This window comes from Pullulanibacillus pueri, from assembly GCF_014639255.1.
GTDB classification, from domain to species: domain Bacteria; phylum Bacillota; class Bacilli; order Bacillales; family Sporolactobacillaceae; genus Pullulanibacillus; species Pullulanibacillus pueri.
Genome location: NZ_BMFV01000026.1, coordinates 39114 through 64853, shown reverse-complemented (window position 1 = coordinate 64853; position 25740 = coordinate 39114). Strand labels below are relative to the sequence as shown.

24 protein-coding genes, 1 pseudogene and 2 other annotated features are annotated in these 25740 nt (G+C 40.7%); all 25 genes and pseudogenes read left to right on the top strand.

Annotation, left to right across the window (positions count from 1 at the left end; genetic code table 11):
• Positions 1–1036: 1036 nt before the first annotated feature.
• The gene (locus IEV91_RS15290) at positions 1037–1495 is read left to right on the top strand and encodes a CtsR family transcriptional regulator (protein ID WP_188498292.1); all 459 of its coding nucleotides are present in this window, start codon (positions 1037–1039) and stop codon (positions 1493–1495) included.
• Between the two features lie 125 nt (positions 1496–1620).
• Complete coding sequence (mcsA, locus tag IEV91_RS15285; RefSeq protein ID WP_188498291.1) at positions 1621–2139, top strand: protein-arginine kinase activator protein McsA; 519 nt, start codon at positions 1621–1623, stop codon at positions 2137–2139.
• Positions 2139–3221 (top strand): protein-arginine kinase McsB, encoded by a 1083-nt coding sequence (gene mcsB, locus IEV91_RS15280; protein WP_188498290.1) that lies wholly within the window; start codon positions 2139–2141, stop codon positions 3219–3221. The genes mcsA and mcsB overlap by 1 nt, the downstream gene beginning before the upstream one ends.
• A gap of 15 nt (positions 3222–3236) precedes the next feature.
• On the top strand, positions 3237–5678 hold the full coding sequence (gene clpC / locus IEV91_RS15275) for an ATP-dependent protease ATP-binding subunit ClpC (RefSeq protein ID WP_204871317.1): 2442 nt from the start codon (positions 3237–3239) through the stop codon (positions 5676–5678).
• A gap of 160 nt (positions 5679–5838) precedes the next feature.
• Complete coding sequence (radA, locus tag IEV91_RS15270) at positions 5839–7254, top strand: DNA repair protein RadA (RefSeq protein ID WP_188498289.1); 1416 nt, start codon at positions 5839–5841, stop codon at positions 7252–7254.
• On the top strand, positions 7214–8284 hold the full coding sequence (gene disA / locus IEV91_RS15265) for a DNA integrity scanning diadenylate cyclase DisA (protein ID WP_188498288.1): 1071 nt from the start codon (positions 7214–7216) through the stop codon (positions 8282–8284). Before radA ends, disA begins: the two co-directional genes overlap by 41 nt.
• Before the next feature lie 205 nt (positions 8285–8489).
• Positions 8490–9587, top strand: a complete 1098-nt coding sequence (locus tag IEV91_RS15260; RefSeq protein ID WP_188498287.1) for a PIN/TRAM domain-containing protein — start codon at positions 8490–8492, stop codon at positions 9585–9587.
• Positions 9588–9812: 225 nt separating this feature from the next.
• A complete protein-coding gene (ispD, locus tag IEV91_RS15255; RefSeq protein WP_188498286.1) occupies positions 9813–10496 on the top strand; it encodes a 2-C-methyl-D-erythritol 4-phosphate cytidylyltransferase in 684 nt (227 codons plus the stop codon).
• 2 nt (positions 10497–10498) lie between these two features.
• Complete coding sequence (gene ispF / locus IEV91_RS15250; RefSeq protein WP_188498285.1) at positions 10499–10966, top strand: 2-C-methyl-D-erythritol 2,4-cyclodiphosphate synthase; 468 nt, start codon at positions 10499–10501, stop codon at positions 10964–10966.
• A gap of 72 nt (positions 10967–11038) precedes the next feature.
• Complete coding sequence (gltX, locus tag IEV91_RS15245) at positions 11039–12505, top strand: glutamate--tRNA ligase (RefSeq protein WP_188498284.1); 1467 nt, start codon at positions 11039–11041, stop codon at positions 12503–12505.
• An 8-nt stretch (positions 12506–12513) separates the two neighbouring features.
• Positions 12514–12725: a binding site (T-box leader), on the top strand.
• A 162-nt stretch (positions 12726–12887) separates the two neighbouring features.
• On the top strand, positions 12888–13544 hold the full coding sequence (gene cysE / locus IEV91_RS15240; RefSeq protein ID WP_188498295.1) for a serine O-acetyltransferase: 657 nt from the start codon (positions 12888–12890) through the stop codon (positions 13542–13544).
• The gene (cysS, locus tag IEV91_RS15235; protein WP_239541388.1) at positions 13528–14958 is read left to right on the top strand and encodes a cysteine--tRNA ligase; all 1431 of its coding nucleotides are present in this window, start codon (positions 13528–13530) and stop codon (positions 14956–14958) included. Before cysE ends, cysS begins: the two co-directional genes overlap by 17 nt.
• 13 nt (positions 14959–14971) lie before the next feature.
• The gene (locus IEV91_RS15230; RefSeq protein ID WP_275584395.1) at positions 14972–15361 is read left to right on the top strand and encodes a Mini-ribonuclease 3; all 390 of its coding nucleotides are present in this window, start codon (positions 14972–14974) and stop codon (positions 15359–15361) included.
• The gene (rlmB, locus tag IEV91_RS15225) at positions 15354–16106 is read left to right on the top strand and encodes a 23S rRNA (guanosine(2251)-2'-O)-methyltransferase RlmB (RefSeq protein WP_188498282.1); all 753 of its coding nucleotides are present in this window, start codon (positions 15354–15356) and stop codon (positions 16104–16106) included. The genes IEV91_RS15230 and rlmB overlap by 8 nt, the downstream gene beginning before the upstream one ends.
• A gap of 6 nt (positions 16107–16112) precedes the next feature.
• Positions 16113–16619 carry an NYN domain-containing protein gene (locus tag IEV91_RS15220; protein WP_188498281.1) on the top strand — a complete coding sequence of 169 codons (507 nt, stop codon included), beginning with the start codon at positions 16113–16115 and terminating at the stop codon, positions 16617–16619.
• 78 nt (positions 16620–16697) lie between these two features.
• A complete protein-coding gene (sigH, locus tag IEV91_RS15215) occupies positions 16698–17345 on the top strand; it encodes an RNA polymerase sporulation sigma factor SigH (RefSeq protein ID WP_373284456.1) in 648 nt (215 codons plus the stop codon).
• A 91-nt stretch (positions 17346–17436) separates the two neighbouring features.
• Positions 17437–17607, top strand: a complete 171-nt coding sequence (gene rpmG / locus IEV91_RS15210; RefSeq protein WP_373284455.1) for a 50S ribosomal protein L33 — start codon at positions 17437–17439, stop codon at positions 17605–17607.
• A gap of 38 nt (positions 17608–17645) precedes the next feature.
• On the top strand, positions 17646–17840 hold the full coding sequence (gene secE, locus IEV91_RS15205) for a preprotein translocase subunit SecE (RefSeq protein WP_188498278.1): 195 nt from the start codon (positions 17646–17648) through the stop codon (positions 17838–17840).
• A 46-nt stretch (positions 17841–17886) separates the two neighbouring features.
• Positions 17887–18420: a transcription termination/antitermination protein NusG gene (nusG, locus tag IEV91_RS15200; protein WP_188498277.1), complete on the top strand. Its 534-nt coding sequence runs from the start codon at positions 17887–17889 to the stop codon at positions 18418–18420.
• Between the two features lie 177 nt (positions 18421–18597).
• Complete coding sequence (rplK, locus tag IEV91_RS15195; protein WP_188498276.1) at positions 18598–19023, top strand: 50S ribosomal protein L11; 426 nt, start codon at positions 18598–18600, stop codon at positions 19021–19023.
• A 162-nt stretch (positions 19024–19185) separates the two neighbouring features.
• A complete protein-coding gene (gene rplA, locus IEV91_RS15190; protein ID WP_188498275.1) occupies positions 19186–19875 on the top strand; it encodes a 50S ribosomal protein L1 in 690 nt (229 codons plus the stop codon).
• Between the two features lie 48 nt (positions 19876–19923).
• Positions 19924–20074: a sequence feature (ribosomal protein L10 leader region), on the top strand.
• Between the two features lie 34 nt (positions 20075–20108).
• Complete coding sequence (rplJ, locus tag IEV91_RS15185) at positions 20109–20606, top strand: 50S ribosomal protein L10 (RefSeq protein WP_188498274.1); 498 nt, start codon at positions 20109–20111, stop codon at positions 20604–20606.
• Between the two features lie 39 nt (positions 20607–20645).
• Entirely contained in the window at positions 20646–21011 is a 366-nt protein-coding gene (gene rplL, locus IEV91_RS15180) for a 50S ribosomal protein L7/L12 (protein ID WP_188498273.1), read from the top strand.
• 418 nt (positions 21012–21429) lie between these two features.
• On the top strand, positions 21430–22038 hold the full coding sequence (locus tag IEV91_RS15175) for a class I SAM-dependent methyltransferase (RefSeq protein ID WP_188498272.1): 609 nt from the start codon (positions 21430–21432) through the stop codon (positions 22036–22038).
• Positions 22039–22186: 148 nt separating this feature from the next.
• Positions 22187–25736: pseudogene (gene rpoB, locus IEV91_RS15170) on the top strand (DNA-directed RNA polymerase subunit beta).
• Positions 25737–25740 lie beyond the last annotated feature (4 nt).

Genomic DNA, 25740 nt, shown 5'->3' with positions numbered 1-25740 from the left:
CATGAGGATCGAGAGACTGCAGCTGACGCAGAGATCTGCCGCTCAGCGGAAGCCTCAAGCCCCGAACACGGTCGTTAGGCTCGTGCGCCGATGGTAATTGGGGGCTTCCCCCTGTGAGAGTAGGACGTTGCCGGGCAAAAGGGAAAAACAGTCAGAGATGGCTGTTTTTTTGTGTGTAAAAAAAGCCCGCAAGGGCAAAATCTTCAGAGCGTGAGGGTTTCGAAGAGCAAAGAGATCAAGGAAGCAAAGGAACGAGACCCGGAATGTACACCGTACATGAGGATCGAGAGACTGCAGCTGACGCAGCGATCTGCCGCTCAGCGGAAGCCTCAAGCCCCGAACACGCCGTTAAGCTCGTGCGCCGATGGTAATTGGGGGCGAAAAGACACTTCCTGTCCCTGCGTCTACTCGCTATGCTTCGAAGTGGGCTTTCTCGGGACAAGCCAGCAAATAGAAGTTTAATCATGTTGTAGGCTCCCTGTGAGAGTAGGACGTTGCCGGGCAAGAGAAAAAACAGTCAGAGATGGCTGTTTTTTTGTATGTAAAAAATAAAAGCACGCAAGGGCGAAACTTCAGAGCGTGAGGGTTTCGAAGAGCAATAAAGGAACGCTGACGAAAGGCGTTCACGTCCTGTGAACAACGTCAGCGTCAGCACATCCTGTGCAAGCCAAGGAAGCAAGGGAACGAGACCCGGAATGTACACCGTACATAGGTAATTTAGATCCCTCGTCTATTGGGTTGTTGAATTACTTTTATAAAATAGATGGGAGAAAACAAAAGTTATCGCATATATATAATTATAGATTAAATTTTATTCACCTTGAAAAAAGCCACAACTTTTTCTTACAATCTTCGTTATTTTAAGTTTAACATTCCTAGAAAAGTGGGAATAATTATTGTATAAACAGGGTTAAATCCGTTCGTAAAGTTTGTACTAAGGAATAATCATAAGAAGATTATACTTGGCTTTAGAGGTTGTTTTGTTTTATAATTATTGTCAAAGATAGTCAAAGTCAAAGAGGAAGGGGGCGTTAAAGTGAGAAACATCTCCGATATCATCGAAGAACATATTAAAGAGATCTTAGGAAATTATGGAGAAATTGAAATCAAACGAAGCGAAATGGCGGAGAAATTTCAATGCGTCCCTTCACAGATAAATTATGTATTGAAGACAAGATTTTCTTTAGAACGTGGTTATGTCGTAGAAAGTAAGCGCGGTGGAGGGGGCTATATTAAAATTGTAAAGGTAAAACCGATTAATGAAATGGAACTCATTGATCAAATGATCGAGTTTATTGATGATCATATTACCCAAACTAGATCACAAGCCATGATTGTTCGCCTATTTGAAGAAGAATTAATTACCCAGAGGGAAGCTAAACTTATGATCAGTGCGATCGATCGATCTGTGATTAATCTTTCTATTCCTCTTCGCGATAAAGTAAGAGCCAATATTTTGAGGGCCATGTTACAAGCGTTACGGTATAAGAGATAAAGGATCTTTTTATAGGCTTCCGAAGATGATTCATGAAGGAGAAGCGGGGTTCTTTTCATATGACTAAGGTTCTATGGATTCCCCCTAAGGAAAGTTTACTATTCCAGAGAAGGGAGCTATGACTTATGGAATGTCAGGAATGTCATATTAGGCCAGCGACTTTACATTTCACAAAAATCATTAATGGTAATAAAACTGAAGTTCATTTATGTGAAGAGTGCGCGAGAGAAAAAGGTGAAGGTTTTACAGGATCCAATGCTTTCTCAATTCATAATTTGTTGTCAGGTTTACTCAATTTTGAACAGCCCATGAGCGATCATGGGGCAGAAGAGCCCGCCCAAACAATCCAATGTTCAAAATGCGGTCTTACTTACGGTGAGTTTGCGAGGATTGGAAAATTTGGATGTGATGAATGTTATAAGGCTTTTAACAATAAATTAAATCCTATTTTACGAAAGGTTCATAGTGGCAATACTACCCATACAGGAAAAATTCCAAAACGAATTGGGAAGGACATAAGTGCAAGGAGGAAACTGACAGATCTAAAAAGACAATTGCATGAGCATGTAGAAAGAGAAGAATTTGAGGAAGCAGCTAAAATAAGGGATGTTATCCGTGAGTTGGAAAATGGGGGTGAGAGTTAATGTCATTGAGAAATTTCATTGACAAGGCAGTAAGCCCGTGGATGCAAGCTGACGGACCTGATTCTGATATTGTATTAAGCAGTAGAATCAGATTAGCAAGGAACTTGAGTGAATTTGCATTTCCAGTCATTGCTTCGAAACAACAATCTGAAAAGGCCCTTGAGCATATTAAAACTCGTATAAAAGATCAAAGCTATCATACTTTGGGTAAATTTGAGTGGATTCAAATGGACGAATTAGAGCCTATTGAGAAAAGGGTACTAGTAGAAAAGCATTTAATTAGTCCTTATTTGGATAAGGACTCTAAATATAGTGCGGTTTTAATTAATGAAAGTGAATCGGTAAGCATAATGGTAAATGAAGAGGATCATTTAAGGATACAATGCTTATTCCCTGGATTCCAACTTAATGAGGCCCTAACATTAGCCAATGGTATTGATGATTGGATTGAGGAGAAGTTTAATTATGCTTTTGATGAGACTAGAGGTTATTTAACAAGTTGCCCGACTAATGTAGGAACAGGGCTTAGAGCTTCGGTGATGGTCCATTTACCAGCATTAATGATTACTCAAAGAATGAATCGCATTGCTCCGGCGATTAATCAATTTGGCCTTGCGGTACGCGGCATCTACGGAGAAGGAAGCGAGGCATTGGGGAACGTTTTTCAAATCTCAAACCAGATAACACTAGGGAAATCAGAAGAAGACATTGTTGAGGATCTTAGAGGTGTGGTGATGCAGCTAATTAATCAAGAAAAAGCTGCACGGAAAGATCTCCTTAAGATGTCTAAAGTACAATTAGAAGATAGAGTGTATCGCTCTTATGGCATTTTAGCAAACAGTCGTATTATTCACTCGAAGGAAGCGGCAAAGTGCCTGTCAGATGTGCGCCTTGGTATTGATTTGGAACTGATAGATGAGCTCCCTAAAACTATATTAAATGAACTTATGGTGCTTACTCAACCGGGTTTTCTGCAACACTATTTTAGAGAATCTCTAACACCAGACGAAAGAGATATTAGAAGAGCAACGCTAATTCGTGAACGAATTCAATTAGAGAATTCAGATCAATCTACCGACTAAGGAGGTCGACAGACGATGATGTTTGGACGTTTTACAGAACGCGCACAGAAAGTATTAGCACTTGCACAGGAAGAGGCCATGCGTTTAGGACACAATAATGTAGGGACGGAACATATATTACTAGGGCTTGTTCGTGAGGGAGAAGGCATTGCGGCAAAGGCATTGAAGGCCCTTAATTTAAACCCTGAGAAGATACAAAAAGAAGTTGAAGCATTGATTGGTAAGGGAAGCGATACCCAACAACCACCGCATTATACTCCCAGAGCCAAGCGCGTAATTGAACTCTCTATGGATGAGGCAAGAAAGATTGGCCATTCCTATGTTGGAACAGAGCATATCTTACTAGGGCTTATTCGTGAAGGAGAAGGGGTAGCTGCTAGAGTACTCAATAACTTAGGTGTAAGTCTAAATAAAGCTCGTCAACAGGTTTTACAATTACTTGGAAGTCATGAATCTTCCTCTTCACAATCTGGACGAGGTGGATCGGGCGCGAGTACACCAACGTTAGATAGTTTGGCCCGTGACCTCACGACCCAAGCAAAAGAGGGTGGCTTGGATCCAGTCATTGGGCGTAGTAAAGAAATTGAGCGTGTTATTGAAGTATTAAGTCGTAGGACTAAGAATAATCCTGTGCTTATTGGTGAGCCTGGGGTTGGTAAAACAGCGATTGCTGAAGGTTTGGCACAACAAGTTGTTAATAATGAAGTGCCCGAAATCCTTCGTGATAAGCGTGTGATGACTCTAGATATGGGGACTGTCGTTGCTGGGACAAAATATCGTGGAGAATTTGAAGATCGTCTTAAAAAAGTCATGGACGAAATCCGTCAGGCTGGTAATATTATTTTATTTATTGATGAACTTCATACACTAATTGGAGCAGGTGGTGCAGAAGGTGCTATCGATGCTTCAAATATTTTAAAACCATCGCTTGCCCGTGGCGAATTGCAATGTATTGGGGCAACAACGCTTGATGAATACCGTAAATACATTGAAAAGGATGCCGCATTAGAACGTCGGTTCCAGCCTATTAAAGTAGCAGAACCTTCTAAAGAAGAATCTACTTTAATTTTAAAAGGGCTGCGTGATCGTTATGAAGCTCACCATCGTGTGAAAATTACGGATGAAGCCATCGAGGCAGCCGTTCAACTTTCCGATCGTTATATCTCTGACCGCTTCTTACCAGATAAAGCTATTGATTTGATTGATGAAGCAGCTTCAAAGGTTCGGTTAAGATCATATACGGCTCCACCCAACTTAAAAGAGCTTGAACAAAAGCTTGAAGAAGTGAAAAAGGAAAAAGATGCTGCGGTTCAAAGTCAAGAATTTGAAAAAGCAGCTTCCTTGCGAGATACAGAACAAAAATTGAAGGAACAATTGGATCAAACGCAACAAGAATGGAAGCAAAAGCAAGGACAAGAAAACACAGAAGTCACACCAGATGACATCGCGATTGTTGTGGCCAATTGGACGGGGGTTCCAGTTTCCAGATTGGAAGAAGAAGAAAGCTCACGTTTGCTTCGGATGGAGGAAATTCTCCACAATCGTGTCATCGGTCAAGATGAGGCTGTTAAGGCCGTTTCACAAGCGGTCCGCCGGGCACGTGCCGGTCTGAAGGATCCGAAAAGGCCGATTGGCTCCTTTATTTTCTTGGGACCGACTGGGGTAGGTAAGACAGAGCTTGCCCGTGCTGTAGCAGAAACATTATTTGGTGATGAGGATGCGATTATCCGAATTGATATGTCAGAGTACATGGAAAAACATACAACGTCTCGCTTAGTAGGATCACCTCCAGGCTATGTGGGTCATGATGAGGGCGGTCAGCTTACAGAAAAGGTGAGACAAAAACCTTACTCTGTCATTCTTCTTGATGAAATAGAAAAAGCACATCCGGATGTCTTTAACATCCTTCTACAAGTTCTAGATGACGGTCGCCTTACGGATTCAAAAGGTCGAACCGTTGATTTTAGAAACACAGCGATTATTATGACCTCCAATGTCGGTGCTGAGACCTTAAAGAAAAATAAACATGTCGGTTTTACCGTCGATGAAGGCTCAGGATATAATGACATGAAAACAAAGGTACTCGAAGAACTCAAAAGAACCTTCAGACCTGAGTTTTTAAACCGAATTGATGAGATGATCGTCTTCCATGAATTATCGAAGGAACACTTATCAAAAATTGTAAGGTTATTAACAAATGAATTAAAAGAACGCCTTAATCAACAGGGCATTACTGTGGACTTAACAGAGGCGGCGATCTCAAAAATTGCAGAAGAAGGATATGATCCTGAATACGGTGCACGTCCAATAAAACGGGCCATTCAACGAAGAATAGAAGATAGACTTTCCGAAGAGCTCCTTAAAGGCAATATTCAAAAGGGCAACGAAGTGGTTATTGACTATAAAGATGACCAATTTGTCGTCACTGATAACCAAGGCATTCAAGTCGGATCATAACATAGAGGCCAGGTGAATTCCTGGCCTTTGTTCTCTATTTAAAGACAATATAAAGTCATTCGTGAGGGATGGGCTTTCATAAAGTGCAGGTTACGAGAAGCTGGATTTTATATGCTACTACATTGAGAAAGTAAGTAAGGAAGGTTAGGGGAATTATTTTATGGCGAAGGTGAAAACGGTATTTTTTTGTCAGGAATGTGGCTATGAGAGCCCGAAGTGGATGGGGAAATGCCCTGGATGTCAGCAATGGAATACGATGGTAGAGGAAAAGGTTCATAAAACGGATCGTCATGCTGGTCACACAGGGGGAGTGCGCACCAGCAATAAACCAATTTCTATCAGTAAGATTGAACGATCAAGTGAAAAAAGAGTGCAAACGAGGATGGCAGAGTTTAATCGAGTACTTGGTGGTGGGGTTGTTCCAGGCTCATTGATATTAGTAGGTGGGGATCCGGGCATAGGAAAATCTACAATCTTGCTCCAGACTTCTGATCAATTGGCGGACGGTGATTTTTCGGTTCTCTATGTTTCTGGAGAGGAGTCCGTCAAACAGACGAAAATGCGAGCAGAAAGATTAGGAATTCAATCGGACAAATTATATGTTCTTGCTGAAACGGATATACATGAAATAGAGAACCGTATTGAGGAGCTTGATCCCGATTTTCTAGTGATTGACTCAATTCAAACCATATATAATCGAGATATTGCTTCTGCACCTGGGAGTGTATCTCAAGTAAGAGAGTGTACGGGTCAATTGATGAGAATAGCTAAAACCAAGGGGGTAGCCACCTTTGTGATTGGTCATGTCACAAAGGACGGCGCTATTGCTGGTCCAAGAATGTTAGAACATATGGTTGATGCGGTACTTTATTTTGAAGGAGAACGTCATCATACCTATCGCATTTTGCGTGCGGTTAAAAACCGTTTTGGATCAACGAATGAAATAGGTGTATTCGAAATGAAGGAAACCGGTCTAACAGAGGTGGTAAATCCTTCTGAGATCTTTTTACAAGAACGAACAGAAGGAACAGCTGGATCCTCTGTGGTTGCCTCGTTAGAAGGAACTCGCACAGTGCTTGTTGAGATTCAGGCCCTTGTTACGCCCTCTAGTTTTGGGAATCCCCGGCGAATGGCTACAGGCATTGACCACAATAGGATTTCGCTTTTAATGGCAGTTCTTGAAAAACGTGTAGGATTACTTTTACAAAATCATGATGCATATGTCAATGTGGCCGGCGGTGTGAGGCTTGATGAACCGGCTGTTGATTTAGCGGTCGCTTTGAGTATTGCATCAAGCTTTAGGGATCAAGCTAGCTTACCAACTGATGTTGTTATAGGAGAGGTAGGACTCACGGGTGAGGTAAGGCGCGTATCGAGAATAGAGCAACGTGTCATTGAGGCACAGAAAATGGGATTTACTCGTGCAATCATTCCTTCACAAAACGTAGGGGGATGGACATTTCCTGACGGCATCCAAGTTATTGGTGTTTCTACAGTCAAAGAGGCAATGGAAACTGTATTAGGAGGGCACCCGAGTGAGTCAACAAAAGCTAGACACCATCAATCAAATACTTAATTATATCGCCCCTGGCACCCGACTTAGAGAAGGGATAGATAATGTCTTAAGGGCAAAGACAGGTGGATTAATTGTTATAGGTTTTGACGAAAAGGTTGAGAAGCTTGTGGAAGGCGGTTTTCTTATTAATAGCCCCCTGACTCCGGCCAATCTTTATGAACTCGCAAAAATGGATGGTGCCATTATTCTTAGTGATGATGGGAAGGACATTCTCTATGCCAATACGCAGCTCGTTCCAGATTCTTCGATTCCATCCAATGAGACAGGGATCAGGCACCGAACAGCGGAGCGGGTCGCTAAGCAGACAGGAAAACTGGTCATTTCCGTGTCACAACGCAGAAGTGTTGTGACCCTTTATAAAGGGTCGATTCGCTATTCACTTAGAGATATTGGTGTCATATTAACAAAGGCAAATCAAGCGCTGCAAACCATGGAAAAATATCGAAATTCGATGAATAAGGGCCTCGTGAATTTAGGGGCTTTAGAATTTGAGGGGTTGGTCACCTTTCAAGAGATTTGTCAGGTCATGCACCGCATTATTATGGTCCTTAGAATTAGAGATGAAATCATGCATTATGTTTATGAGTTAGGCACTGAGGGTCGACTGATTAATATGCAGCTTACAGAACTCGTAGAAAACGTTGAGGAAGAAGCTCTGCTTCTAATAAAAGATTATGCAAATATTAACGAAGAAAATCCGAAACCAATTTTAGATGAATTACGTAAATTAAATAATAGTGATTTATTAAATGAATCTATTGTTGTTAAGCTTTTTGGTCACCTTTCTCATGATGATCTTTCCGAAACCGTTGTTCATCCTAGGGGGTTCAGGCTGTTAGGTAGAATCCCACGCTTACCCCATTCTATCATTGAAAATTTAGTGGAGAGCTTTAAATCACTGAATGATATTATGAGGGCAACCATTGAAGAACTGGATGAGGTCGAAGGGATCGGGACGAAGCGAGCAATGAGTGTGAAAGAGGGGTTAGAGAGAATTCAACAGCAATTATTTATCGATAGAATTGTATAATGTTTGACAATGCTATATATTTTGTCGTACGATATTTAGTTACTATTGACTATGGACAACGGCCTATGATAGTTTAAAATTGTATTAGTAGTTCTTAGAAAAAGTCTTATTAACACACCCTTTTTATAAAAAATTTGTGAAATTGAAGATATTAAGTTTCAAATTTAAGATTCTGTCTATAATGAATAAAAGGAGGTGACAGAAAATGATGAAGCGTATGATCCAGTTATTTTTCATCATTATAGGCGGTACATTAGGATATGTGTATATCAATAAGTTGTTTGACGTTATAAATCTTGGAGATAACTTAGGGTGGTTAACCAAGCCGTATGTGGGTGCCCTTATTGGCGCTATCATAGTTTTCCTTTTAAGTCTATTATTTGTAGATTCGCTGGTAGAAGCCATTAAAGTTTTTGAAGAAAAAGTAATAAAAGCACCTGTAACAGATGTATTATTTGGCACGTTAGGTTTAATTGTTGGACTTATTGTTGCTTATCTTATTCAAGGTGTCTTAAATAATTTTGAAAATATAGTAGCTATCAATACAGTCATACCTATTTTTGTTTATATTTTTCTTGGTTACTTTGGATTTCAAGTGGGATTTAAGAAAAGGGATGAACTCATAAATCTTTTCCATATCTCTTCGAAGGCCAAAGATAAGAAAAAGGATAGTGATGAAGTAGATGGCCTTAATAAAAGGTTAAAGATATTAGATACAAGTGTGATTATAGATGGGCGTATTTCTGATATCTGTCAAACGGGATTTTTGGAAGGCGTTTTGGTGATTCCACGCTTTGTTTTGGAGGAACTCCAACACATTGCTGACTCATCGGATGTTTTGAAGAGGAATCGAGGGCGTCGAGGACTTGATATCCTTAATAAAATACAAAAAGAACTTGCAATTAAAGTTGAGATATATGAAGGTAATTTTGAAGATATAGCCGAAGTGGATAGTAAACTTGTGCAATTAGCTAAGCTTGTTTCAGGTGTTGTCGTGACCAATGACTTTAACCTGAATAAAGTGTGTGAGTTACAGGGGGTTTCTGTACTCAATATTAATGATTTAGCCAATGCGGTTAAACCCATTGTTCTTCCAGGAGAAGAGCTGAAGGTGCAAGTCATTAAAGATGGTAAAGAACAGAATCAAGGAGTTGGCTATTTAGACGATGGGACGATGATTGTCGTTGAAGAAGGTCGGTCCCAAATTGGGAAGACCATCGATGTGATTGTCACAAGTGTTTTACAAACTTCCGCTGGTCGGATGATTTTTGCTAAACCCAAGCTCTTAGAACAAGCCCTCTAAACTGCCATATGAAAACAGAGAGGGGCTTGGCTTGTGAGGGTAACGGTTTAACCCAAACTTCCTTACTTCACTCCCTTTTTAAACTGTTCCATCAGCACGTGTTTTTCTTATAGTGTAAAATAAAGATGATCTGCTGTAAGGTTGTAATACAGCTATCATCTTTTTCTACTTTCATAATGAAAATGTTCATGCGTTATAAAATATCAAAAAATTGAGGGTCGCGTAGTGAAGTATAGTGTGGTTATTCCGGCGGCGGGTAGTGGTACCCGAATGAAAGCGAATCAAAATAAGTTATTTCTTGATCTCATGGGTAAGCCATTGATTGCTCATACATTGAAATTATTCGAAGAGGATGCATGGTGTTCAAAAATCATCCTCGCAGGTAAACCTGATGAGTTTCAGATTTTTAATGAGATCATTAAAAAAGAAGGTTTTTGTAAAATAGAAGCTCTCGTTGCAGGAGGCAGTGATCGACAAGAGAGCGTGAAGAAAGGTCTCGATTCATTAAAGGGTGATGAGATTGTCCTTATTCATGATGGAGCAAGACCATTGGTCGACATTAAGCTTGTCCATCAATTAGTTATGGAAACAGAAAAAACAGGTGCGGCTATTTTAGCAGTTCCATTGAAGGATACGATTAAAAAGGCATATAATAAAAAGATTGTTGAGACGATAGATAGAGAGGCACTTTGGGCAGCGCAGACTCCTCAAGGGTTCAAATTGTCAACAATTAAAGCTGCCCATGAAAAAGCTGTTTTGTCCGGTGTCAAGGGGACTGACGATGCGTCTTTACTTGAAGCGTTAGGACAAGCTGTGACGATTGTTCATGGTGATTATCGCAACATAAAGGTGACAACACCAGAGGATCTTGTGGTAGCAGAACATTTCATAACAGGGAGAGAGACTTAAAGATGCGAATTGGACAAGGTTATGACGTACACCGATTTCAGGAGGGGCGTCCACTCATCGTTGGGGGGGTTACTATCCCTCATGATAAAGGACTGGAAGGGCACTCTGATGCCGATGTTTTACTCCATGCGATAACGGATGCTTTACTTGGGGCGATTGCTGCAGGGGATATTGGTCATCACTTTCCAGATGACGATCCCAAGTATAAAGATGCTGATTCTAAGCTGCTCCTTAAAGACGTTTGGTCAAAAGTAACGACCATGGGGTTTAAATTAGGGAATATAGATGCTGTGATTATTGCTCAACGGCCGAAGATGGCACCTTATATAGAGCAGATGAGGCGGGTTGTTGCGGAGCTTCTGGAAACCGATGTGAGTCAAATCAATATAAAAGCAACTACAACAGAAAAATTAGGCTTTACTGGTCGTGAGGAAGGAATTGCTGCACAAGCTGTTTGTTTGATTGTATAGTCATTCTTTGCGTGCTAAAATATATAAGATTAAAAGGTAAGTTTACTTCGTTTAAGGAAGGTCTGTGGGAATATGACTAAGAATGTGCGAGTACGATATGCACCGAGTCCAACAGGACATTTACATATTGGAAATGCTAGAACGGCGTTGTTTAATTATTTATTTGCCAGACATTTTGACGGCAAGCTTATTATTCGTATTGAAGATACGGATATTAATCGGAATGTTGAAGGTGGCGAGGAAAGTCAGCTTAAATATTTGAAATGGCTTGGGATCGATTGGGATGAAAGTGTTGATGTTGGTGGTGAATACGGTCCTTATAAGCAAACGGAACGACTCGATATTTACAAAAAATATTGGCAAGAACTTTTGGATAAGGGACTTGTCTATAAGTGTTATTGTACGGAAGAAGAGCTTGAAAAAAGCCGCGAGGATCAATTAGCAAGAGGTGAGGCGCCGAGATACTCGGGACGTTGTCGTCACCTTACTGAAGAACAGCGCCAACAGTTCGAAGCAGAGGGAAGAGAACCAAGTATTCGCTTTGCAGTTCCAGCAGGGAAAACTTATACGTTTAACGATATTGTTAAGGGACAAGTATCCTTTGAATCAGACGGTATCGGGGATTTTGTTATCGTCAAGAAAAATGGGATTCCAACCTATAACTTTGCCGTTGCTGTAGATGATTACTTAATGAAAATTAGTCACGTTCTACGTGGTGAAGAGCATATATCTAATACACCTAAGCAATTGATGATTTATGAAACCTTTGGGTGGGAAGCGCCAACGTTTGCTCACATGACCTTAATTGTAGGTGAAAATCGTAAAAAATTAAGTAAACGTGATGAGTCGGTTGTGCAGTTCATGTCACAGTACGATGAATTAGGGTATCTTCCTGAAGCTTTATTCAACTTTATTACGCTATTAGGTTGGTCACCTAAAGGTGAAGAGGAGTTGTTTAGTCGGGAAGAGTTTATTAAAATTTTTGACCCTGAACGTTTAAGCACTTCTCCAGCTGTTTTTGATACTAAAAAATTGGCTTGGATGAATAATCAATATATCAAAAAAGCTGACTTACAGGATGTTGTAGACCTTGCGCTTCCTCATCTTATTAAAGCGGGAAAGCTACCCGAGGCTATGGGTGATGAACAGAGGCATTGGGCAGAAGAACTGATCTCTCTTTATAAAGAGCAGTTGCAATATGGAGCGGAGATTGTTGAGCTTACAGAGTTGTTTTTTGTTAAGCAAATTACTTATAATGAAGAGGCTATGGCTATTCTGAATGGTGAACAGGTCCCGGAAGTGTTGAAAGCTTTTCATAATGCTTTAGAGAACATTGAAGACTGGGAAGAAGCCAATATCAAGCCAACAATAAAGGCCACCCAGAAGGCGACGGGGCAAAAAGGGAAAAATCTATTTATGCCTATAAGGGTAGCCACAACTGGAGTGACGCATGGTCCTGAATTACCAAAGTCTTTAGCCTTGTTAGGTAAGGAAACAGTTTTAGAGAGACTTCAACAAGCGTTGGAGATCCTTAAATAATATATAATGCTATTGCGTTGATAGGGAGAAGTAAGAGCTGCCCGTTCGTTACAGAGAGAATGACCTTGGCTGAGAGTGATTCCGAATAACAGCTCTGAAATGCACCCTTGAGCCTCTTATTGAATGAAAGTAGGTAAGAGCGGTTGTCGGCCGTTATCCGAGTGAGCTGAGGATCGTCAAAGTCCTAAGCAGAGTGGAACCGCGCGGAAGCGTCTCTGTCATATGACACGAGATGCTTTTTTATTTCGAAATAAGAAAGGATAAGTCATCGAAGCCATAAAGAGAACGGAAAAAAACTTGTCTTCATTAATGAGGACCGGGTGTAAGAACTTAAAAAATCCCCGTGCATTAAGGGGATTCAGGAATGGAGGTCGTCTTCCGCATGTTTAAACGTTTGAGGGAGGATCTGGCTGTCGTTTATGATCAGGATCCTGCTGCTCGAAATGCTTTAGAAATTATTTTAACGTATTCAGGTTTACATGCTATTTGGGCGCATCGATTAGCCCATTGGTTTTATAACAAAAGAGCTTTATTTATTGCTCGAGTGATCTCACAAATTAGTCGCTTTTTTACAGGTATTGAAATCCACCCTGGAGCAAAAATTGGCCGCCGCTTTTTTATCGATCACGGGATGGGTGTGGTGATTGGTGAGACGTGTGAAATTGGCGATGATGTGACGCTGTTCCAAGGGGTGACACTCGGTGGAACCGGCAAAGAAAAGGGGAAGAGGCATCCGACGCTGGGTAATAATGTTCTGGTGGCTTCGGGAGCAAAGGTACTGGGCTCCATTACACTTGGGGACAATGTAAAAGTAGGTGCAGGGTCGGTTGTTCTAAAAAATGTCCCCGCAAACTCGACGGTTGTTGGGATTCCAGGCCAAGTTGTCAGACAAAATGGATTACCTGTAAAAAGAGATTTAAATCATAGGGATTTACCCGACCCTATTAATGATAAATGCTGTCAGTTGGAAATTGAAGTTCAAAAGCTCAGAGAAGAGATTGAAAGTTTAAAGAGAGGTCGTGATGTCAATCGTGCTTAAAGTATATAATTCGCTGACTCGAAAAAAAGAGGTTTTTAAACCATTAGAAGATGGGAAAGTAAAGATGTATGTCTGCGGTCCAACAGTTTACAATTATATCCATATCGGGAATGCCCGACCCGCCATCGCTTTTGATACAGTCCGTCGTTATTTAGAGTATCTTGGTTATGACGTTCTTTATGTGTCTAACTTTACGGATGTTGATGACCGCTTAATTAATGCTTCAAAAGAACGTGGGGAAAGCGTCATAGAGATTGCAGAACGTTTTATTCGTGCTTATAAAGAAGATGTTGGAGCCTTAAATGTACAAGCGGCAGATATTCATCCTCGGGCGACTGAAACGATGGATGAAATCATTGATTTTATTAAGAAGCTTGTAGATAAAGGGTTTGCCTATGAGTCAGGTGGCGATGTGTATTTTAGAACCAAGCATTTTAAGGGCTACGGGAAGCTCTCACACCAATCGATCGATGAATTAAAAGTGGGTGCAAGGATTGATGTGGGGGAACAAAAAGAGGATCCATTAGATTTTACACTTTGGAAGCAAGCAAAACCAGGGGAAATTAAATGGGAAAGTCCATGGGGCGAAGGTAGACCTGGTTGGCATATTGAATGCTCAGCAATGGTCGAAAAATATCTGGGTAATACAATAGATATTCATGCGGGTGGGCAAGACCTTTCATTTCCTCACCATGAGAATGAAATTGCGCAGTCAGAATCGCTTCATGACGAGACCATGGCTAATTATTGGCTGCATAATGGTTATATTAGAATTAATAATGAAAAAATGTCTAAGTCCATTGGAAATGTTGTTTTAGTTCATGATCTCATTAAACAATATGACCCCAATGTGATTCGCTTTTTCATACAATCTGTTCATTATAGACATCCAATTAATTTTAGTGATGAGTTATTAAAAGGCGCTGAACAGTCCTTTGATCGTCTAAGGACCACTTATAATAATTTACAACATCGCCTTGAAGTAAGTGCCGATCTATTGGAAGAAACTCTAACCACTCAGTATCAAGAAAAGCTTTCCGAACTCAAGACACGTTTTGTTCAAGAGATGGATGATGACTTTAATACAGCGAATGCCATTTCCGTGCTCTTTGATGCTGCGAAAGAAGCGAACAAGGTGTTGCAGGCTGAAAATTCTTCTCGTCTCTTATTAACACATTTTATAGAATTATTTGATGAGCTCACAGGTGTGCTAGGCTTTGAATTAAAACAGGAAGTGCTGTTGGATAAAGAGATCGAAGACTTGATTGCCAAACGTGAAGAGGCTAGAAAGCAACGTGATTTTGCATTAGCTGATAGCATTCGTGATGAATTGAAATTAAAAGGAATTATATTAGAGGATACGCCACAAGGTATTCGGTGGAAAAGGGCCGTTTCAAATGATGAAAACGAATGAGGAGCTCCTTCAAATGAATGGACTAACGCTGGCTTATATGGGAGATGCTGTTATCGACCTCCATGTTCGTGAGCATTTGATTGATGAGGGACTTCTGAAACCTAATCGTCTTCACAAACATGCGATTCAATATGTTTCGGCAAAAGCACAAGCCAGCTTCCTGTTCCACCTTATGGAAAATGAGGGATTATCAGAGGAAGAGATGAAAATTATCAGCCGGGGACGGAACGCAAAATCAAATACTAAACCCAAAAATACAGATGTTCAAACGTACAGATATGGGACAGCATTCGAAGCGCTTATTGGTTATCATTATTTCAGGGGAAATATGGAAAGGATTCAACAGTTAATGGACAAAATGTTTGTCTTCCATGAAAAGGAAGGAGGGATAACGAATGGATAAAACCTCTGGTGAGTTTATTGTCGGTCGTCATCCTATTGCAGAGGCTATAAAGGCAGGACGAGAAATCAATAAAATATGGATTAACGAAAAGGGTAAAGGTCTTGATCCAGATTTATTAAAAGTGATTAAGGAACAAAAGATCAACTTTCAATTTGTTCCGAAGCAAAAGATTGATCAATTAGCGGGATCCACAACCCATCAGGGGATGGTGGCGTCTGTGGCGGCCCATCGTTATGCGACTGTCGATGAATTATTTAATAAGGCGAGGGCGGTAGATGAGCAGCCGTTCTTTATCCTGCTTGATGGACTTGAAGATCCTCATAACTTAGGTTCGGTATTAAGGACGGCAGATGCGGTGGGAGCCCATGGGGTTATTGTAGGTAAAAACCGCGCGGTGGGTTTAACCTCGACCGTTGCAAAAGCCTCTACAGGTGCAATTGAACATGTTCCGGTCGCCCGTGTCACTAATCTTGCACGTACAATGGAGGACCTTAAGTCCAAAGGCGTATGGATTGTTGGGACAGATGCCGATCAAAAACAAAGCTTTCAGGAAATCACAGCAGATGTCCCGATTTGTATCGTTATAGGAAATGAAGGGAAGGGCATGTCACGTTTGGTTCGCGATAAATGTGATTACTTAGTCAGCATTCCGATGCGAGGGCATGTCACATCGCTAAATGCTTCTGTCGCAGCGGCCCTTTTGATGTATGAAGTCTATCGTCATCGACTTCAAATAGGAGATTGACGGGTAATGGACGTTCTCCTAGTCGATGGTTACAACATAATAGGGGCTTGGCCTGATTTACAGGCTTTAAGAAACACGGATTTTTCAGCGGCCAGGGATAAATTAATTAGTAGAATGGCAGAATATAAAGCTTTTACGGGGACACGGGTGATCATCGTTTTTGATGCCCACTTTGTACCTGGAGCAGAGACCAAGACCAGTGAGTCACGCGTAGAAGTTATTTATACTCGAGAAAAGGAGACAGCTGATGAGAGGATCGAGCGTCTTGTTTCTGTTCTAAAGAATGTTCGAACGCAAATCTATGTCGCTACATCAGATTACACTGAACAGTGGACTGTTTTTTCTCAAGGAGCCCTGCGGAAGTCTGCCCGGGAGTTATATATTGAGATGCAAAACATTGATCGACAAATCGCTTCAAAAGTCCAGGATCAACAACAGCAAACAAGAAGATCAACGATAACATTTAGTGATGAAGTCACAAAACTTTTCGAAAAATGGCGACGCGGCCAATAAATTTGTTGACGATTCAAAATTTTATGTTGTATGATAGCGTTATATACTAGGCTTGTTTTACGCTCGGGGGGGATTTATGTGAACTTGGAAGTCGACTCTAACAAAGGACTCTACAGTGAATTAGAAGATGAGGACATTGTTAGCCGTGTCCATGAAGGTGATTTACATGCCCTTGAATATTTGATCAACAAATTCAAAAATTTCGTTCGTGCAAAAGCAAAATCGTATTTTTTAATCGGTGCTGACCGGGAAGATGTGATACAGGAAGGGATGATTGGACTTTACAAGGCTATTCGCGATTATAAAGGGGACAAGCTTTCCACGTTTAGAGCTTTTGCGGAGCTTTGTATTACCAGACAAATGATCACCGCTGTTAAAACAGCCACACGCCAAAAACATATTCCTCTCAACTCTTATGTCTCTCTAGATAAGCCCATTTATGATGAAGAATCAGATCGGACGTTGCTCGATGTTATTTGCGCCTCAAAAATAGCAGATCCCATGGAAATGATTATTAATCAAGAAAAACATGATGATATTGAAATTAAAATGTCTGAAATTTTGAGTGATTTAGAGCGCAAAGTGCTTATGTTGTATTTAGATGGACGCTCTTATCAAGAGATTTCAGTAGATTTAAAGAGGCATGTAAAATCTATTGATAATGCCTTACAACGTGTCAAAAGGAAATTAGAGAGGTATTTGGAAATTAAGGAAATTAGTTTGTGAAGCGTAACCAAAAAGCCCTTATCCACGCCAGACTGCGTTGACAGGCTTGTCCAGCCTATGATAAAGTTTAACAAGCATATTGTCTAGTTAAATGTTGAGAAAAGGTGCTAAAATGCGAAAAAAAGCTATACTTGCATGCGAAATTTGCAAACAAAGAAATTATACGACGAGTAAGAATACACAAAAGCAGACAGAACGTTTAGCGGTAAAAAAGTTTTGTGAACGCTGTAAAAAACACACCATTCACCGCGAAACAAAATAGCTCATCACGCCATCTGGTAAGGTTGGAGGTCAATGGTTATGGCAGGGATTTTTAAAAAATCGAACCAATTTTTTCGTAATGTGTTTATTGAGTTAAAAAAAGTTAAGTGGCCCACTCGAAAAGAATTATTTGGATATACTATTACTGTTCTTATTACTGTGGCATTTTTGACCGTCTTTTTCGCATTGGTTGATTTAGGTGTGTCCGAAATCCTAAAATTAATAACAGATTAATATATATGGTTAGGGAATAAGGTCGTTAGGAAAGGATTTTTTTGTTATGGAAAAAAGTTGGTATGTCGTCCACACCTATTCAGGTTATGAAAATAAGGTTAAAACAAACCTTGAGAAACGTGTCGAGACGATGGGAATGGCTGACAAAATTTTCCGCATTCTTGTTCCTGTTGAAGAAGAAACGGAAATTAAAAACGGTCAAAAGAAAACGGCGATGAAAAAGGTTTTTCCTGGGTACGTCTTAACTGAAATGATCATGACGGATGACTCTTGGTATGTTGTGCGTAATACTCCTGGAGTCACTGGGTTTGTGGGTTCAACTGGAGCTGGATCAAAACCGACCCCGCTATTACCTGAAGAAGTCGAAGTCATCTTGAAGAAGATGGGCATCAAAGAAAAGAAAACAGAAGTTGATTTTGAGATTAAGGAACAGGTGAAAGTGAAGGAAGGACCATTTGCTGACTTTGTTGGAACAATTGAAACTATTGATTCGGAAAAAGAGAAGATCAAGGTTCATGTGAATATGTTTGGTCGTGAAACGCCTGTTGAATTGGATTTTGATCAAATAGAAAAAATCTAATTAGGATTGCGACTTGCATAATTATTAATTAGGTTGTATAATTTTGATGTTTACGGCTACGTTTTGAATAGATGAAAATAAGCCAAATAAACATAGGTTTACCTTTATACCTTAAACGGTAAGAAAGAGTGGGAGGGAAAATCCCGTACCACATCACGGACTAAGGAGGTGTGTCTCGTGGCCAAAAAAGTTATTAAAGTTGTGAAATTACAAATTCCAGCCGGCAAAGCTAATCCGGCACCGCCAGTCGGCCCGGCGCTTGGTCAAGCAGGTATTAATATTATGGGGTTCTGTAAAGAATTCAATGCTCAAACATCAGATCAAGCTGGTATGATTATTCCAGTTGAAATATCAGTGTTTGAAGACCGATCATTTACATTTATTACAAAAACGCCACCAGCAGCTGTGCTTCTTAAAAAAGAAGCGGGGATTGAATCTGGATCTGGCGAGCCTAATCGTAATAAAGTTGCAACTGTAAAGCGTGATCGCGTACGTGCAATCGCTGAATTAAAAATGCCTGATCTTAATGCGGGTAGTGTTGAAGCAGCTATGCTCATGGTTGAAGGTACTGCTCGAAGCATGGGAATTGTCATCGAGGACTAAGCAACTCAACACACTAAGCACATTCGTTATGTTTGCGGTTAGTGTATGGGCGTTATTATCGAGGACAACGCATGTCGTAAGGGGTTGCGGGTGCTGAAACTCGCAACCTTGTTTTAAGGTGGGAGGTCAAACCGTTATTACCACAAAAGGAGGAAGTTTAACATGGTAAAAAAGGGTAAGCGTTATATAGAGGCGGCAAAGAAAATTGATCGCCAAGCAACATATAGCATTGAAGAAGCAGTAAGTTTAATTAAGGAAACAGCTTCAGCAAAATTTGATGAGTCTGTTGACGTGGCTGTCCGTCTCGGGGTAGATACACGTAAAAACGACCAACAAGTTCGTGGGGCTGTGGTATTACCTCATGGCACAGGGAAAAGCCAACGTGTTCTTGTTTTAGCGAAAGGTGAAAAAGCAAAAGAAGCTGAAGCAGCAGGCGCGGACTATGTTGGTGAAGCAGATTACATTAATAAGATCAACCAAGGTTGGTTTGAATTTGATGTCATCGTAGCAACTCCAGACATGATGCCAGAGGTTGGTAAACTTGGTCGTGTCTTAGGGCCAAAAGGTCTTATGCCTAACCCTAAAACAGGGACCGTTACAATGGATGTCACTAAAGCAGTTAATGAAATTAAAGCAGGTAAAGTAGAATACCGTGCACATAAAGATGGCAATGTTCATGCTCCAATTGGTAAAGCATCATTTGGTGATAAAGAACTTGTTGAAAACTTCCACGCGTTTATGGATGCTATTATTAAAGCAAAACCAGCTGCTGCTAAAGGGACTTATGTTAAGAACATCGCTGTTTCTTCTACAATGGGTCCTGGTGTTAAAGTTAGCACGCCTGGAAAGTAAGTTTATCTTGACAGAATGGAAATAACCCAGTATTATTAATAACTGGTTGAATAATATACGGAACAGCCATAGACAGCAGGTGCATAGTGAATGCTTAATTTCCTGCCGAGGTGAAGCATAAAAGTTATCTGGTTTTATTTTATCCGGATCATACGCCTTCATGTCTAGTCTATGACGTGAAGGCTTTTTAAATAGACGCCTCAGGCAACACGTTCCGAACAGGAGGTGGAAATGTGAGCGCAATCGAGAAAAAACAACAGGTTGTACAAGAAATTTCTGAAAAACTAAAAGCGAGTGTTTCTACAGTTGTTGTAGACTACCGTGGTCTAAATGTTGATGAAGTGACTGAACTTCGTAAACAACTTCGTGAAGCGGGTATTGACTTTAAAGTTTATAAAAATACTTTACTACGTCGTGCGACTGCTGAAACGGGTTTGACAGATATTGATGAGTTTCTCGTAGGACCAACCGCTGTTGCTTTTAGCACAGAAGATGTCGTTGCTCCAGCAAAGATTATTCATAAGTTTGCTAAGGAACATGAGAACTTAGAAATTAAAACTGGACTAGTAGAAGGCTCTGTAGCGAGTGTTGATCAAATCAAAGCGTTGGCTGAATTGCCATCTCGCGAAGGTTTGCTTTCAATGTTGCTTAGCGTCCTACAAGCTCCAATCCGCAACTTTGCTTTGGCTACAAAAGCTGTGGCTGAACAAAAAGAAGAACAAGGTGCATAATCACCATTACTTTTATGGAAAAATAAGGAGGATCTAATAATGAGTAAAGAAGAAATCATTAGTCAGATAAAAGAAATGTCAGTATTAGAGCTTAACGATCTTGTTAAAGCTATTGAAGAAGAATTTGGTGTAACTGCAGCTGCTCCTGTTGCTGTTGTAGGTGGCGCTGGTGGCGAAGGTGCAGCAGAAGAAAAATCAGAATTTGATGTTGTTCTTGCTGACGCTGGTAGCTCAAAAATTAAAGTTATCAAAGTTGTTCGCGAAATCACAGGTCTTGGCTTGAAAGATGCTAAGGAACTTGTTGATAATGCACCAAAGCCTATTAAAGAAGGCGTTGCTAAAGAAGAAGCTGAAGAGCTTAAAGCTAAACTTGAAGAAGTTGGCGCAAGCATCGAACTTAAATAGTATAACTTGAAATTAGCCCGCCATTATTGCGGGCTTTTTTCTTCATAATGTCAGATGTGTAACTTTTCGGAAGACCATAAAAGTGCAACTTTGGCTTTCGGTGTTAAAAGGCTTAGCAATAAGCCGAGTTTGTAATCTGTATATGTGTTTATCACGTTCGCTCTTAAAAGCTTTATTTTTAACCTTGTTCGGGAAGTGTTGAAAACGATGTTTAAGGCTAAAAGTTGGAGTACAGAGTGGTGCATATTGAAGATGCTAGTAGGTATTTACCACATAGCCAGGCAGAGTGCTTGCACTTAACATAAATGTGGGATAGAGAAGAATAGGTAAGAAAGCAACAGATTGAAGATCCCAATTTTCATCACCGGAATCGGGGGTGGCTGGGGATCTAAGAAGTTGTGTGTATGGAGGGAATATATTGGCTGACCATTATTACACACGTCACCCAAGCTCGGAAAGTCAACCGCAAACGTTTCGTACCGAGTTAAAAGGAGAAACCTTTGCGTTTAAAACTGATAGTGGTGTTTTTTCAAAGGCGGATATTGACTTTGGCTCGCGCTTGCTGATTGACTCACTCGTCCAACCTTCTATAGATGGCCCAATACTCGATATGGGATGTGGATATGGCCCTATCGGAATATCGTTAGCGCGGTTTTGGGAAGGTCGATCAGTATCTATGGTTGACGTTAACGAACGCGCAGTGGGATTAACGAAAGAAAATGCCGAGAAAAACAAAGTGCGTGTAGATGTTTTCCAAAGCAATCTTTACGAAAATGTCAGTGGTAAGTATGCCTTAATCGTAACGAATCCTCCCATTAGAGCAGGCAAAAAAGTGATCTTTCAACTTTTTGAAGCATCGAAGTCCTATCTTTTAGAAGGTGGGGAGCTGTGGATAGTGATTCAGAAGAAACAAGGGGCGCCTTCAACATTGGCGAAACTTGAGACGCTTTTTGGTCAAGTGGAAGTCGTGACGAAGAAAAAAGGTTATTTTATTATAAAAGCAACATTTGTTGACGAGCGCAATTGAGTGTGATATTATATTTAAATGCCAATCTAACTTCATGGTTGAAACGTTTATTTATTAAGAGATTTGGATAAAATATTAAAATATGTTATTTAACGGGAAACTTTATGTTTTCCGGTTTTCAATATGTATGTATTGAGGGGTGAATTTGTTGACAGGTCAACTCGTGCAATACGGACGCCACCGCCAACGTAGGAGCTATGCTCGAATTAAGGAAGTTTTGGAGCTCCCCGATCTTATTGAAATCCAAACGTCGTCGTATCAAGAATTTCTTGATGAGGGCATTCGTGAAATGTTTCAGGATATTTCACCGGTTGAAGATTTTACCGGAAACCTTATGCTTGAATTCGTTGACTATAGTTTGGGTGATCCAAAGTACAGCGTCGATGAGTCGAAGGAACGCGATGTTACATATGCGGCGCCTTTGCGTGTGAAAGTCCGACTTATTAACAAAGAGACGGGCGAAGTTAAGGAACAAGAGGTTTTCATGGGTGATTTCCCATTGATGACAGAAGCGGGGACTTTTGTTATTAATGGTGCTGAGCGTGTTATCGTCTCGCAACTTGTGAGGTCTCCAAGTGTATACTTCAATCCAAAGTTTGACAAAAACGGTAAAAAAGGATTTACTGCTACTGTCATCCCAAACCGTGGTGCATGGTTGGAATTCGAAACGGACGCAAAAGATGTTGTATACGTTCGGATTGATCGCACCAGAAAATTGCCAATAACGGTATTGTTAAGGGCTTTGGGGTTTGGTTCTGATCAAGAAATCATTGACCTTATCGGCGAAGATGATTATTTAAGAAATACGCTTGAAAAAGATAATACGGATGGAACAGAAAAAGCGTTAATTGAAATCTATGAAAGACTTCGTCCTGGTGAGCCACCTACAGTGGATAACGCCAAAAGTTTATTAGATACACGCTTTTTTGATCCTAAGAGATATGATCTTGCTAATGTTGGTCGATACAAGATTAATAAAAAACTTCATATTAAGAATCGGTTATTCAATCAAAAATTAGCTGAAAAGCTTGTTGATCCAGAAACCGGTGAAGTGATTGCAGAAGAAGGAACCTTGTTAGATCGCCGGACATTAGATCGACTTCTTCCGGTTATTGAAAAGAAAATAGGTTTTGTAGAATATACACCAGCAAGTGGAGTCATTGAAGGTCAGGAAGTACGCCTTCAGTCTATTAAAATCTATGCGCCTGATGATGAAGATGGAGAAAATGTTTTACAAGTTATTGGTAACTGTGAGGTTAGTGAGAAAATTAAACATATCACACCTGCGGATATCATTGCTTCCATTAACTATTTCTTCAACTTGTTACACAATGTCGGAAACACAGATGATATTGATCACTTAGGAAACCGTAGATTGCGCTCTGTAGGTGAACTCCTACAAAATCAGTTCCGTATTGGATTATCCCGTATGGAACGAGTGATTCGTGAAAGAATGTCGATTCAAGATACAGCTTCTATTACGCCACAAGCGTTAATTAATATTAGACCAGTAATAGCTTCAATTAAGGAGTTTTTCGGTAGTTCTCAGCTTTCACAATTTATGGATCAAACGAATCCGCTTGCTGAGTTGACCCACAAACGACGTTTATCCGCACTAGGGCCTGGGGGTCTAACACGTGAGCGTGCTGGTTTTGAAGTACGTGACGTTCACTATTCTCACTACGGTCGTATGTGCCCTATCGAAACGCCAGAGGGTCCGAACATTGGGTTAATTAACTCTTTGTCATCATTTGCTAAGGTGAATAAGTTTGGGTTTATAGAAACACCTTATCGTCGAGTGGATCCAGAAACAGGTAAGGTTACAGAACATATAGATTATTTGACTGCTGATGAAGAAGATAACTATGTTGTTGCTCAAGCAAATGCGAAGCTTGCCGATGACGGTTCATTTGTTAGCGATGATATTATTGCGCGTTTTCGAGGGGAGAACATTGTTGTTCCTAAGGATAGAATCGACTACATGGACGTTTCGCCAAAGCAAGTTGTCTCTGCGGCAACAGCATGTATTCCTTTCTTAGAAAACGATGACTCTAACCGTGCTTTGATGGGTGCGAACATGCAACGTCAAGCGGTACCTTTACTGCAGCCTGAAGCGCCAATTGTGGGTACGGGTATGGAGCATGTATCTGCTCAAGATTCAGGTGCAGCTGTCCGTGCGAAAAGAGCGGGGCGCGTTGAATATGTGTCATCCAGCCTCATAAAAGTCCGGACTATTGAGGAAATTGATGGTAAGGAAGTCGAAGGAGACATCATTAGTTATAAACCTTTGAAATATGAACGCTCAAACCAAGGGACTTGTTATAATCAACGTCCAATTGTGTCTAAAGGCGATCGTGTAGTAAAAGGAGAAATCCTTGCTGATGGTCCTTCAATGGAAAAAGGGGAATTAGCCCTTGGTAGAAACGTTCTTGTCGCCTTTATGACATGGAATGGTTATAACTATGAAGATGCGATCATCATGAGTGAGCGTCTTGTGAAGGATGACGTATATACTTCCGTTCATATTGAAGAGTATGAGTCTGAATCACGGGATACGAAACTTGGACCAGAAGAAATTACAAGAGACATTCCTAACGTCGGTGAAGATGCGCTCAAAAACCTTGACGGTCGTGGGATTATCCGCGTGGGTGCTGAAGTTAAGGATGGAGATATTCTTGTTGGTAAAGTAACGCCTAAGGGTGTTACAGAGCTAACAGCGGAAGAACGACTCTTACATGCTATTTTCGGTGAAAAGGCTCGTGAAGTCCGTGATACTTCTTTACGAGTACCACATGGTGGCGATGGGATTGTCCACGATGTGAAAATCTTTAACCGAGAAGATGGGGATGAATTACCTCCAGGTGTTAATCAACTTGTTCGAGTCTTTATCGTTCAAAAAAGAAAGATTCACGAAGGCGATAAAATGGCGGGTCGTCATGGTAACAAAGGTGTTATCTCGAAGATCTTACCAGAGGAAGATATGCCATTTATGCCAGACGGTACACCTGTAGATATTATGCTTAATCCTTTAGGTGTGCCTTCACGGATGAACATTGGTCAGGTTCTTGAATTGCATTTAGGAATGGCGGCAAGACAGTTAGGCATCCACGTCGCTACGCCTGTTTTCGATGGCGCACGCGAAGAAGATGTATGGGAAACCTTAGAGGAAGCAGGTCTTCCGCGAGATGGTAAAACTATACTCTACGATGGTCGAACTGGTGAACCGTTTGATAACCGTGTGTCTGTAGGGGTCATGTACATGATTAAACTTGCACACATGGTTGATGATAAACTTCATGCACGTTCTACTGGACCATACTCACTTGTGACTCAGCAACCGCTGGGTGGTAAAGCCCAATTTGGTGGTCAACGTTTCGGTGAAATGGAAGTATGGGCCCTTGAAGCTTACGGTGCGGCCTATACACTTCAGGAAATCTTAACGGTTAAATCAGATGATGTTGTGGGTCGTGTGAAAACTTATGAAGCGATTGTTAAGGGTGAGAATGTGCCTGAAGCGGGCGTTCCAGAATCCTTTAAAGTGTTGATTAAGGAACTTCAAAGTTTGGGTATGGATGTCAAAGTATTATCTGATGATGAAGAAGAAATTGAAATCCGTGAACTTGAAGATGAAGATGAAACAACAAGTGAAAACTTAAATGTCAATGCTTGATCAAACTAAGGCCAATAAACCTGTATAAGGGA

Bases quoted from the DNA above. Each gene is read 5' to 3' on its own strand.
- mcsA (WP_188498291.1), top strand. From the start codon at position 1,621: ATGGAATGTCAGGAATGTCATATTAGGCCAGCGACTTTACATTTCACA.
- mcsB (WP_188498290.1), top strand. From the start codon at position 2,139: ATGTCATTGAGAAATTTCATTGACAAGGCAGTAAGCCCGTGGATGCAA.
- clpC (WP_204871317.1), top strand. From the start codon at position 3,237: ATGATGTTTGGACGTTTTACAGAACGCGCACAGAAAGTATTAGCACTT.
- radA (WP_188498289.1), top strand. From the start codon at position 5,839: ATGGCGAAGGTGAAAACGGTATTTTTTTGTCAGGAATGTGGCTATGAG.
- IEV91_RS15260 (WP_188498287.1), top strand. From the start codon at position 8,490: ATGATGAAGCGTATGATCCAGTTATTTTTCATCATTATAGGCGGTACA.
- ispF (WP_188498285.1), top strand. From the start codon at position 10,499: ATGCGAATTGGACAAGGTTATGACGTACACCGATTTCAGGAGGGGCGT.
- gltX (WP_188498284.1), top strand. From the start codon at position 11,039: ATGACTAAGAATGTGCGAGTACGATATGCACCGAGTCCAACAGGACAT.
- cysE (WP_188498295.1), top strand. From the start codon at position 12,888: ATGTTTAAACGTTTGAGGGAGGATCTGGCTGTCGTTTATGATCAGGAT.
- cysS (WP_239541388.1), top strand. From the start codon at position 13,528: ATGTCAATCGTGCTTAAAGTATATAATTCGCTGACTCGAAAAAAAGAG.
- IEV91_RS15230 (WP_275584395.1), top strand. From the start codon at position 14,972: ATGAATGGACTAACGCTGGCTTATATGGGAGATGCTGTTATCGACCTC.
- rlmB (WP_188498282.1), top strand. From the start codon at position 15,354: ATGGATAAAACCTCTGGTGAGTTTATTGTCGGTCGTCATCCTATTGCA.
- IEV91_RS15220 (WP_188498281.1), top strand. From the start codon at position 16,113: ATGGACGTTCTCCTAGTCGATGGTTACAACATAATAGGGGCTTGGCCT.
- rpmG (WP_373284455.1), top strand. From the start codon at position 17,437: ATGTTGAGAAAAGGTGCTAAAATGCGAAAAAAAGCTATACTTGCATGC.
- secE (WP_188498278.1), top strand. From the start codon at position 17,646: ATGGCAGGGATTTTTAAAAAATCGAACCAATTTTTTCGTAATGTGTTT.
- nusG (WP_188498277.1), top strand. From the start codon at position 17,887: ATGGAAAAAAGTTGGTATGTCGTCCACACCTATTCAGGTTATGAAAAT.
- rplA (WP_188498275.1), top strand. From the start codon at position 19,186: ATGGTAAAAAAGGGTAAGCGTTATATAGAGGCGGCAAAGAAAATTGAT.
- rplL (WP_188498273.1), top strand. From the start codon at position 20,646: ATGAGTAAAGAAGAAATCATTAGTCAGATAAAAGAAATGTCAGTATTA.